We start from the raw sequence: 12,323 nt of genomic DNA, 5'->3' as shown, positions 1-12,323 counted from the left end.
AGTAGTCATAATAGAAATACAGTTACAAGGTAATTCAAGATTCCCAGAACGTATCTTATATTATTGGGCAGCTAATTATAGTAAGTTATTAAAACATGGAGAAAGATACGATGAGCTTACACCAGTAATAAGTATCAATCTTCTTAATTTTAATTTAGATAAAACTAAAAATATACATTCTTGTTATATGCTCTATGAAATGAATAATAAAAAATTATTAACCGACCATCTTCAAATACATATAATAGAATTAAAAAAGTTTAAGAAAAACATATTAGCTAAAGATTTAAATTATTGGCTCAAAATATTCACAAGTAAAAATTTGGAGGCGTCTATGTCTGAAATAGTAAAAGAAAAACCTATAATGGAAGAAGTACAGAAAAAATATAATAATTTTGTCAAAAGTAAATTAATGATGATGGAATACGAGAAAAAAGAGGCTTATTTATACGGCAATCAGATAATGCTTGATGAAGAAAGAAGATTAGGAATTGAAGAAGGAATTAAAAAAGGAAAAGAAGAAGGTATTAAAGAAGGTATTAAAGAAGGTATTAAAGAAAATCAAATATTAACAGCTAAGAATATGAAAAAAGAAAATATAGATGTTAATATTATAAGTAAAGTAACAGGATTGAGTATACAAGAAATAGAAAATCTATAATAAATATAAAAGTTACAGTAAAAAAGTGTATGCATTATATATGTATGCACTTTTTTATTGTAAAAATATTTTGTAATTGAAATTTTAGTTATTTTAATTTATAATGCGAAAATAAAAATACATACGGACGGTTTACTATGAAAAATATTATTTCCATAATTATAATATTTATTTTAATGATTTCTATAATTTCATGCGGAGGCGGTAACAGCGGTAATACTGAACAAACAGAAAATACTCAAACTAATCAAACAGAAACTAATAAAGTATATGTTAATCCAACAACTACAAATCAAAATAATAATATAGATATTAATATTGATACAACTAAATATACTAATGAATATATTCAAGGTACAGAAATGGATCCTATACCTACAGGATATAAAAAAATAGATGAAATACTTAATGAACATAAATATAAAGCACCAATATACGAAATATCAAAATTATTGGCAGAGGAAGGACTAGAAGGAAAAATTACTGAATATACAAATTTTGGTGATAAATATATATATCAAGATTCTACTCCTTTGTTTTTGGCAGTACAATTCGGATACAATGATTTAGCAAAAGAGCTTATAAAAGAAGGTGCTGATGTTAATGCCAGAGCAAGCGGTATGGAAACAGAAACAGAAGGCGGTCTTGATATGCTTTACTATGCTGTTAGAAATAATAATCCTGAAATGACTAAAATCTTAATTGATAAAGGACTTGATAAAAATAGAGATTATGGTTATGAATATTCTACTTATTTGACAGATATTGCTATTGGCAACAACAATCTTGATATACTTAAACTTCTTGTAAAAAGAGGAGATTCAAAAGAAACTTTAATTCCAGAAGCAGTACGAGAAAATAATATAGAAATGGTTAAATATTTATTATCTATAGGACAAGATATAGATGCTCAAAGATTTTTTGACGGATTTTGGGTTGATTCTCCTTTGAAAGTAGCTGCTGAAAACGGATATATAGAAATGGCTAAATTTTTAATTGATGAAGGAGCTAATTTAAACTCAGCTGATGATTATATGCTTTATGCATATAATAATTATGATATAACTAAATTATTAGCAGATAATGATATTTTTAATCTTAATACTAATACAACTAGAGAAGAAGCTATAGAATTAGTAAAAAATAGCAAATATTATGAAATAGAAAAATTATTATCAAGTGAAGATTCAAATAATATAGACGGATATGATGAATTGATGAATGCTGTATCTAAAGGCGATATGAAAGCATTAGAAAAACTTATAAAAGATGATACTGATTTGAATAAACAATATGATAAGATTACACCTCTTGGCTTAGCTGCTGCTAGAAATGATAAAGAAATGGTTAAATTTTTAGTAGAACATGGTGCTGATATAAATTTAGAAGACGGATACGGATATACTCCATTAATAATAGCAATGAAGTATCGTAATATAGATTTAGTTAAAGATATTATTGATTTGAAGCCTGATTTAAATGCTATATGTTCAGCAACAGGAGATACCCCTTTAACATATTTAGTACGTGAAGTTTGGTTTGGGACAGATGCTTGTTACTATATGATAAAAAACGGTGCTGATGTAAATAAAAAAAATGATAACGGAGATACTCCATTAATAGTTGCTGTAGAAAATGTTGTTGGAAGTTATGGTATGTTGGGAGTTATTATAAATATGGGTGCCGATTATAACATTAAAAACAAAGAAGGAAAAACAGCTATGGATATTGTTATAGAGGAAGATGACAAAGCAGCACTTCATCATTTAAATAATCCAGACAGTTTAGAATACTATCTTACTATATAAAAATAATAAAATAAAAAAGTGTATGCATATTTTTTATATGTATGCACTTTGTATTGTGAAAAATATATAAATTTAATAAACTTTACTTTTACCATGATTTTTTGTATAATAATATTATGAAAGATTTTGATAAGTTAAAACAAATATTAAATGAACCTGTTACAATAAATAATTTGAATAGAATTAATGATTATTTTGTACGCTATTTATTTTCGCATGTTGGTAATGAACATATAGCTTTAAACTTTATTAATGCAGTATTTAAAGATTTAGACTTTGAAACTTTTAAGAAAATAGAGATATTAAACCCATTTAATATTGCTGAAAATTACGATGAGAAAGAGTCTATAGTTGACATTAAAGCTACTACAGAAACAGGCATCACTGTTTTAATAGAGATACAATCGAGAGGAAATGAAGATTTTATAAAAAGGGCTTTATACTATTGGGCTTATAATTACAGTTCTAGTTTAAATAGAGGTTCTTTTTATGATGAATTAAAACCAACTGTGAGTATTAATATTACAAATTTTATACTTACAGATGAATATAAAGTTCATAGCTGTTATGTGTTAAAAGAATTAAATAATAATAAAATTTTAACAGATCATTGTCAATTGCATTTCCTCGAGCTTCCTAAATTCAATTTAAAAGATATTGATAAAAATTTAGATAATATACATAAAGAATTCATTTCTTGGATAAAATTTTTTAAGGGGGTTGATATGTCTATCTTAATGAAAGAAAATACTATATTTGAAGAAGTAGAAAAAAAATGCCGTACATTTGTTAATGATAGTCCTGTAATGGATAAATATAAAAAACGAGAAGTAGATACTTATTTCTTTAATAAGAGTATAGAGTTAGATATGAAGAAGGCTAAAGAAGAAGGTATTAAAGAAGGTATTAAAGAAAATCAGATATTAATTGCTAAAAACATGAAAAAAGAAAATATGGATATTAATATTATAAGCAAAATAACAGGATTAAGTATAGAAGAAATAAAAAAATTATAATTAGATGGAATAATTTTTTAAGTGCATGCATATTTTTTATATGTATGCACTTTTTATTAATATTATATAATTGAAATTTTAATTATTCTAATTTATAACGCGAAAACTACAATACATACATAGGGTACAATATGAAAAATTTTATTTCTATAATTGCAGCATTTATTTTAATGATTGCTGTAATTTCATGCGGCGGAAACAAAGAAACAAATCAATCAGAACAAAATACTCAAACTAATCAAAAATCACAAAACAACAATACACAATCTCAAAATATTCAAACCAATACATCAGCTAATCAAAGCAAACAGACAAATAATCAAAAAGAATTCTTTGATATGAAATATGTTTATAAAGGTATTAGAGCAGACAAAACAAAATTTGATGAAAAGCTTAAAAATTTAAGAGAAAATAATGAATATGCAAAAAGGAATTTTGATTTTCTTAATAGGAAATTTGCAAATGATGATGAAAGAAAAAAATATTCTATAGAGTTTATATCAAATGTTAATTATGCAGCATTAGATTTAGAATTCTTAATAAGCTGGGGTAATTGGGGTATATATAGTGAAGTTGCAGATTATTATGCTGTTGAATATTTATATGTCGATCAAAATTTAGCATTAAAAAAAGCAAGAGAAGAATTATTAAAATTAAGTAAAAAAGATGCTGAGGTTTATTTAGCCTTATTCTTATCTCATTTTACTTGCGATTCGCTTTATTATTTTGAAGAAGAGAAAAAATATTTAACAGAATGGAAAAAAGCAGGCGGTACTAATATATCTATGATGATAGCAAAGTATGATGATGATAATGATTACAGCAATAAAATGAAATTAGTTGATTATATAATAGAAGCTCCTGATTCTTTAAGAGCAGAAAAATTATCTGCTGATGCTTATAAAGATAATTTCTATAAATACATTGTAAAAAATAATGGATATATAGATTTATTCAATGAAAATAATTATTCTTTAATCTCAATTGAATTGGAAGGTACAGCCCGTTTATCTTCAATAAAGATAGCAGAAGAAATAGGCAATACAAATATAATGAACAAATATATAAAAACTTATGTAAATAATAGATTAGCTAATGATGATATACAAGACTATTTAGAATATTATCAAAATTATTACAATATTAATGCCGTTTATTGTTATGACGGTTGGAACAGCCTTAATTTACTTGAGTTTAAAAAGAATACATTTTTAATTGAAAGCACTATGGACGGATTAGTAAATATGCATTATTATAATCCTGAGTTTATAAAAGATAATTTATATGCTTCATTTAAAGAGATAAAAGATTATAATTTCAGACTTGGAGATATAGATAAAGTAAAATCTGCTGAAATTAATTTAATTTCTACAAATGACTTGAAAGATTATACTAAAGACTCCAAATTTATAGATTCAGGCAGCTTTGATATAGAACAATATTCATCTTATATAGCTAGCAAAATGTATTATCCTTTGCATAGCGTATCTTTCTTCTTATGTGATATCAATAATGACGGCAAAGAAGAATTAATGCTTTCAGGTGAATATACAAGTTCTGCAGGAAGAGGCGGTACAGTGAATTATACTTTACTTTTGAAAGAGAATTTGGAAGTAGATTTTGATTCAGAAATAGGACAGCTTATTAATAATTCTGATTTTCAGTCTTTGGAATGTACTCAAAAAATATACACAGAAAACGGCAAGAATAAAATGCTTTTATTGGATACTCTTAATAATGAAGCATGTGATATATTTGTTGATAATAATGAAATAAAGAATGCAGAAGTTTTTGATTATATTACATATAGTTATCAGCCTAAATTGGAATGGAAAGGAAGCATACTTGACGGAATGCCTGAAGGAGCTTTAAAAACTTATTCAAGTTTCGATATGTCTAAAGCAGAGAATGCATCAGATAAAGCAATAGTGTCTGACAGAACTTTGAGAGTAGCTGACAAACTTATAAGCGATGCGTATTTTGCTAAAAGGGCTGCTTTGGATAAACAAGGTCGGGAAGAATTATTGGAGCAAAGAAGAGCAGAAATAAAAGCTATTCAGGAAGCAAAAGGCGATATTAAAGCAATAGAAGCTGAAATGCTTAAAATTTTGAATATACAATAATTTTAATAGTTACAATAGACTTGTTTCAAAAGTACTTGAGAAACAATTTTACGAGTTTATTATTTTATGTTTAATTAAATAATATTAATTATAATTTAATTAAATGTTTTACATATTGTATGAATTGTATGTTTAAGCTGCAAAATGCAGTTCTTTTGGTTCTTTTATACCAATAAAAGAACTGGGGTTTGGGGCAAAGCCCCAACTATAATTTAAAAATTCTTTTATACCAATAAAAGAACTGGGGTTTGGGGCAAAGCCCCAACTATAATTTAAAAATATTAAATAAAAATTTATAAATATTAATAAATTTAGTTTTAAAACAAGTCTAATAAAAGTTCATGCTTATTTTTTATACGTATGGACTTTTTTATTTACATTTTTTAATTTTTGACAAATTATGGTTGGTTATGTAATAATTTGAAAATTATTTTTTATCAGCCAAATATACTATATAATACAGGCATTATAAAACATACTATAAAAGCCCAAACCCCGTAAATATAAATATAAAATACTGATTTGGTATCCCCAATAGTGATTTCTTTTATATTTGGAATACTATCAGGCTTTTTGAATATTATTAGTATGGATTTAATATTCAGAAATGTTATAAAAATCAAATTACCAAGCATTATTAAATTTGTACCTATTAATGTTATTTTATTTGGGCTTATACCATATTCTGCTAATCTGTATAAAGAAGAAGTTAATACTAATATATCAAAAATAATTGCTATTAAAGGAAGAACAATATATAAAGCCTTAGTAAATATGCTTGATTTATAATCAATCCTTATAAAGAACATGTTTAATACAATTATAGCAAGCATTATATTATAAAGTATAAAACTGACTCTGTTATCATAAGGACTTATATCTGGCATTAATAAAAGAATCAAAAGTATAAATATAAATAATAAACTGAAAGGCATTAATATTCTTGATAAATATATAGAAATATTAGTTTTCATATTTCTATAAACTGTATATACCAAAAAAGGAAATAATGAAGTAAAAAATGATCCTGATAATACTATTAATTTTATTATAATATCATTATCTAAACTGCCAATAATATCTTTTATTAAAAATAAAACTATCGCTGCAAATATTCCAAATACTGCTGATACTACACCTGCTATCAAGCCTGCAAATATTGATATGTCAGCAGAAAAAGTAAAGAATTCTGAAATACTTTTGGAGTTTAATACTTGAAAACCGTTATATGATAAAGCTAATATTATAAAAAATATTATATTATTAAATATATATTTTATAATAGAGATTTGTACAAAAAAATCCATATTATCTATAGCAGCAGTTCCTATAAAAAAACCAGTGCTTAAATCTACAATTAATATAAAAATAACTGATAAAAATGTTATTAATATATTTTTTAAATTAAAATTTTTATTTATATAAAATATTAAACTTAAAGAGAAAAAATAAAATAAATGAAAAAATGGAGTGAATAAAGTAAAACTATATTCTGAATCCATAAGGAATCTAGAAATTCTATTATTCATTAAAATAAAAATAGAAGATGTAATAAATCCTGAAGCAATAAGACCTATAAAAATAATTATTAGATTTGCTATTAAATTATTTTCTAATATTTTGCCTATTTTATTGTTTATGTCATTAATTGTATTTGTTTTTTGATTTGTATTGTTATTTTGAATAGTACTTTCTTCCATAAATTGTTACCTCATAAAGCCCATAATAGTAAATTAAAAAATTGATAACTATTATAATATAATAAACATAAAAATCAAGCATAAATATATTGTATTCTTTTTATAAACATTTCACTTGACAAAACAAAGCTTTGTTTTATATTTTTCATTACTATATTATTATAAAAAACATAAGGAAATAAGATGTCATACTTTGAAGAAGGTTTAAAACTATTTAAAGAAGGTGAATATAAAAAAGCTGTAGAACTATTTAATAAAGCCTTAAATAAAGACTTAGAAAAAAAAGAAAATACTAAATCAGAAATATATAACTATTTAGCACTTTCAGAAAATGCTTTAGGTAATTTTGAAAAGGCTATTAATTACTATGATAAGGCAATAGAGACAGATGAAAATTATGCAGAACTTTACTACAACAGAGCTAATACAAAATGCAATTTGGGGCTTTATGAAGAAGCTATAAAAGACTATGATAAAGTTATAGAATTAGTACCTACACATTCAAAAGCATATGATGACAGAGGTTTTGCTAAAGGTAATTTAGGACATTATGAAGAGGCTTTAAAAGATATTGATAAAGCTATTATTTTAGACAGCACTAATATAGATGCATACAGCGACAGAGCATTTATAAAATTAATTTCAAAACAATATACAGAAGCTATAGAAGATTATAAAAAAGTTTTAGAATTAGATGATAAAGACATATATGCATATAATGGTATAGGCGATGCTAAAAGAAGCCTTGGACTTTATGAAGAGGCTATTTTTTATTATAATAAGGCAATAGATATTTCTCCTGCAAGCAGTGCCTATGCATATAATAATAGAGGAGTTTGCAAAATAGGATTAAAGCTATATAATGAGGCTATACTAGATATAAATAAATCTTTAGAGATATACGATGAATATACCGATGCATATAATAACAGAGGAATAGCAAAGTATAATATCGGACTTTATGAGGATTCTATAAAAGATTTTTATAAGGCTATAGAATTAAATGCCCAGTATTATTATGCATACAATAACAGAGGCAACTCTAAAAGTGCATTAGGTCTTTATGAAGAAGCTATCAAAGATTTTGATACAGCATTAAATATAGAGCCTTCATATATTGATGCATATTACAATAGGGCACTTGCCAAAAATAATCTTGGTCTTCATGAAGAAGCTATAAAAGATTATGATATTGTAACAGAGTTTGATAGTAATAATATAGATGCATATTATAATAAGGCACTTTCATATTATAATTTGTCAGATTATTAAAGAAGCTTTAAAAAATTATGATAAGGTTATATAATTAAATCCTCAATCTGCTGACGCTTATAACAACAGAGGCTTTACAAAATATTGTATTGGGCTTTTTGAAGAGGCTGTAAAAGATTATGATAAAGCTATAGAAATAAATCCTGATTATGAAAGGGCTAAACAAAATAGAGAAGAGGCTCTTGAAAAACTAAGAAATTAATTATCTTTGACAATTATATTTTTAGTATTATAATATTTTTTTAAAATAAATTATAATAAAAGGTTATTGTATATGTATGAAATGAAAACAGTAGTAGGAACAAGCCAAATAGATAAAGACGGACTTTTAAAAGCGTCATCTATATTTGACCTTATGCAGGATTGTTCTTTTTTTCAATTGGATTCTGATATAGAGCTTACAAAATATTTTAATGAAAATAATATAAGTATGTTTTTGGTATCAAGACAGGTTGATATATATAAACTTCCAAAATACAGCGATAAAATAACAGTACGCACTTATGTATATGAATGTAATGAGGCGTATGGATATAGAAATACTGTAATATATGATGAAAATGATAATGAACTTGCTATTTGCTATGCTATAGGCGGATTCGTAGATTTATCAAGCGGTGCTTTGATTAGGGTTCCATCTTCATTTATAGAAAATTATAAATTTGATAAAAAACAGGATATGAATTATCTTCCTAGAAAAATAAAAACTGATAATAATTTGTTAAAAGAAGCTGACAGATTTAAAGTAAAAAAATACTGCATAGATGACAATAATCATGTTAATAATGCAAGGTATATTGATATGGCTATAGATTATGCCGATGATGATTTTAAAAGAATAAGAATAGAGTACAGAGTTCCTGCTGCTTTAGGTGATACTATAGTAGTTAAAAAGGCTGTAATTGATGATAAAGTTTTACTCAAGTTTGATAATGAAGATAATAAAACATATGCTATTATAGAGTTTTCTTATAGTTTATAATACTATAATTTTGCATCTTCATAATTAGATATTATTCTCACTTCGGCATTAAGAGTAATTCCCTTTTGATTATACACTTCTTCTTTTACCTTTCTCATAAGATTAAGTATATCATAACCAGAGGCATTATTGTAATTAACTATAAAATTGGCATGATAAGGAGAAACCATAGCTCCCCCAAATCTTACACCACGCATATTAATGGAGTCTATAACTTTTCCTGCTATCATGTTTGTATTATAATCATTTAAAAATGTACTTCCTGCAGAAGGATATTTAAATTGATGTTTTGTTTTTCTGTCTTTAAGATATTTATTCATTTCTGGTTTTATTAATTTTTTTGATGATTTATTTAATTTAAATCTCACGTCCAAAATAATATATTTTTTATCCTGAAAAATACTTCTTTTATAATCATATCGGCATTCAGCATTTCCTATATGCATATACTCAATATTATCGTCTATTATTCCCACACTGTCTATAAACTCAGATACCGAATGCTCATAACATCTTGCATTCATATAAGCTGCCCCTCCTATGCTTCCGGGCAAACCGTATAAAAATTCCAAACCAGTAAATGCATTTTTATAAGCATACTTTACAGTGTCAATAACTTTTGCTCCAGAATAGGCTAATATATTATGTGAAGTATGCTCTATACGGCTGAAAAAACCTGTATATATTATTGGAAACTCTATTATCTTATCCAAAAATAATATGTTGCTTCCGCCTCCTAATATTAAATATCTTTTGTTTTTTTCATTAAGAAGTTTTATTAAATCTATAAATCCGTTAATAGTCTCTGGAATATAGAATTCTGCAGCTTTAGCATTAACTCTGAAAGTATTAAATTTCTTAAGCGATACATTTTTTCTTATTAAAACACCTTTTATAGATTTATTCATGATATTCATTCCCATATATTTTATTAACATAATAATAACAAATTTAATAAAACATTACAATATACTGAAAATTTTTAAGTTTGTCAATTTTTTTTGTTGTTCTTTTTCCCGCTGCATACGCTCTGCGGACTTCGTAAAAGAACCTTATATCCTCGACAAGCTCGGATACGCTTCGCGAAAGTGCAAGTCTAAAAATAATACTAAATAGTACTAATTTATGTTTTACATGTAGAATAAATTACTAAATTTAGTCTGAAATGTAGCCTTTTTGCTTCTTTGTGGCAACAAAAGAAGTGGGGTCTGGGGCAAAGCCCCAGATATTAAAAAAAAATATAACTTCATTTTTGACAAACTATATTTGTTTAGGTATATTCTATAAATTATGAAAATTATAAAGGCTTGACTTTTTATATTTTTTATATATAATTGGTTACTATGAAGGATAATTTTATTTCACTTAATTTTAAAAGTATCTATGCTTATTACTTCTTATATTATGGCGTTTAAGACGCCAGAGTATCTATTTTTCTAATCAGAACAAATTTATATATTTAAAATTTTTATTAATACTTAATTTTTATATTTAAGTTCATCGATTTTTAATTAATTATTTTTTATTCAAGGAGATTTTATTATGATAGTAGTAATGAAACCAAATGCCAAAGAAGAACATATTAATAACATTATAGAAAGACTTAAAAATGCAGGTCTTGGGATTAATAAAAGTGTAGGAGTAGACTATACAGTAATAGGTATGGTTGGGGACACTTCAAAGATAGACAGAGACTTGATATCATCTTTACCAGGTGTATCTAAAGTATTAAAAGTGCAGGAACCATTCAAAAGAGCGAACAGAGCGTTTAAAAAAGAAGACACTATAGTTGATGTAAGCGGTGTGAAAATAGGAGAGGGCAAACCTACAATTATTGCAGGACCTTGTTCTGTTGAAAGCGAGGAGCAGGTTATTAATATAGCTAAAAGTGTAAAGGCTTCAGGTGCTTCTATACTTAGAGGCGGAGCTTTTAAACCTAGAACTTCACCTTATGCATTTCAGGGTTTAGCTTTAGACGGACTTAAAATATTAAAACTTGCCAAAGAAGAGGTTGGAATACCTATTGTAAGCGAGATTGTATCTATAAGGCATTTAGAAGATTTTGATAATACAGTGGACATGATTCAGATTGGTGCAAGAAACATGCAGAACTTTGAGCTTTTAAAAGAAGTAGGAAAATTAAAAAAGCCTATACTTTTAAAAAGAGGTTTGTCAAGCACTATAGAAGAATGGCTTATGAGTGCTGAGTATATACTCAATCAAGGCAATGAAAATGTTGTGTTATGCGAAAGAGGTATAAGAACATTTGAAACTTATACTAGAAATACATTTGATGTGAGTGCAATACCTGCTATAAAGCGTTTAAGTCATTTGCCTGTTATAGGAGATCCTTCACATGCCAGCGGTAAATCTTGGATGGCACTTCCTCTAACATTAGCAGCCATTTCTGCAGGTGCCGATGGTATGATTATAGAGGTGCATAATGATCCAGAGCATGCTTTATGCGATGGGGCTCAGTCTATAAAGCCTGATGTGTTTGCTGATATTATGGAATCCGTTAATATGATATCTGATACTGTTCAAAAAATAAAAGAAAAACATAACGGCAAAATTTATACTAAATAATTACTTATAAATTATTATTATATTTTTTTAAAGATGAATGGATTTTATTCTGTTCGTCTTTTTTATTGCATAATATTTGCACAGGAGCCAGACATATTGCATTAAGTATTCCTTAATTTCTTGAAGTATAACACAGGTGTATAATAATTTAAAGCAGAATGTATACGTTTATGAT

The 12,323-nt window shown here is 26.1% G+C and carries 10 protein-coding genes; 8 read left to right on the top strand and 2 right to left on the bottom strand.

Features of this window, described 5'->3' with window-relative positions:
• The 4 genes from Q1X91_RS14405 to Q1X91_RS14390 form a co-directional block, all read left to right on the top strand.
• The coding region (locus Q1X91_RS14405; protein WP_300759091.1) for an Rpn family recombination-promoting nuclease/putative transposase at positions 1-661 on the top strand (661 nt) is incomplete at its 5' end.
• 137 nt (positions 662-798) lie between these two features.
• Positions 799-2,469, top strand: coding sequence for an ankyrin repeat domain-containing protein (locus tag Q1X91_RS14400; RefSeq protein ID WP_300759089.1), 1,671 nt, complete (start codon positions 799-801; stop codon positions 2,467-2,469).
• Positions 2,470-2,585: 116 nt separating this feature from the next.
• On the top strand, positions 2,586-3,485 hold the full coding sequence (locus Q1X91_RS14395; protein WP_300759087.1) for an Rpn family recombination-promoting nuclease/putative transposase: 900 nt from the start codon (positions 2,586-2,588) through the stop codon (positions 3,483-3,485).
• 131 nt (positions 3,486-3,616) lie between these two features.
• On the top strand, positions 3,617-5,608 hold the full coding sequence (locus Q1X91_RS14390) for a hypothetical protein (RefSeq protein WP_300759085.1): 1,992 nt from the start codon (positions 3,617-3,619) through the stop codon (positions 5,606-5,608).
• A gap of 437 nt (positions 5,609-6,045) precedes the next feature.
• On the opposite strand, the gene Q1X91_RS14385 is transcribed toward Q1X91_RS14390, so the two are convergent.
• Positions 6,046-7,308, bottom strand: coding sequence for a hypothetical protein (locus Q1X91_RS14385; RefSeq protein WP_300759083.1), 1,263 nt, complete (start codon positions 7,306-7,308; stop codon positions 6,046-6,048).
• 183 nt (positions 7,309-7,491) lie between these two features.
• Between Q1X91_RS14385 and Q1X91_RS14380 the strand changes: the two genes are divergently transcribed.
• The 3 genes from Q1X91_RS14380 (at position 7,492) to Q1X91_RS14370 (ending at position 9,562) form a co-directional block, all read left to right on the top strand.
• Positions 7,492-8,580 (top strand): tetratricopeptide repeat protein, encoded by a 1,089-nt coding sequence (locus Q1X91_RS14380; protein ID WP_300759081.1) that lies wholly within the window; start codon positions 7,492-7,494, stop codon positions 8,578-8,580.
• A gap of 88 nt (positions 8,581-8,668) precedes the next feature.
• The gene (locus Q1X91_RS14375) at positions 8,669-8,782 is read left to right on the top strand and encodes a tetratricopeptide repeat protein (RefSeq protein ID WP_300759093.1); all 114 of its coding nucleotides are present in this window, start codon (positions 8,669-8,671) and stop codon (positions 8,780-8,782) included.
• Positions 8,783-8,854: 72 nt separating this feature from the next.
• On the top strand, positions 8,855-9,562 hold the full coding sequence (locus Q1X91_RS14370) for an acyl-ACP thioesterase domain-containing protein (RefSeq protein WP_300759079.1): 708 nt from the start codon (positions 8,855-8,857) through the stop codon (positions 9,560-9,562).
• A gap of 2 nt (positions 9,563-9,564) precedes the next feature.
• Here Q1X91_RS14370 and murB read toward each other — a convergent pair whose 3' ends face one another.
• A complete protein-coding gene (gene murB, locus Q1X91_RS14365; protein ID WP_300759077.1) occupies positions 9,565-10,470 on the bottom strand; it encodes a UDP-N-acetylmuramate dehydrogenase in 906 nt (301 codons plus the stop codon).
• A 634-nt stretch (positions 10,471-11,104) separates the two neighbouring features.
• On the opposite strand from murB, the gene aroF reads away from it, so the two are divergent.
• Positions 11,105-12,148 (top strand): 3-deoxy-7-phosphoheptulonate synthase, encoded by a 1,044-nt coding sequence (gene aroF / locus Q1X91_RS14360; RefSeq protein WP_300759075.1) that lies wholly within the window; start codon positions 11,105-11,107, stop codon positions 12,146-12,148.
• The last annotated feature ends 175 nt before the right edge of the window (positions 12,149-12,323 follow it).

This window comes from uncultured Brachyspira sp., from assembly GCF_949287625.1.
Taxonomy (GTDB): domain Bacteria; phylum Spirochaetota; class Brachyspiria; order Brachyspirales; family Brachyspiraceae; genus Brachyspira.
This window is presented reverse-complemented; position numbering and strand designations above follow the sequence as displayed.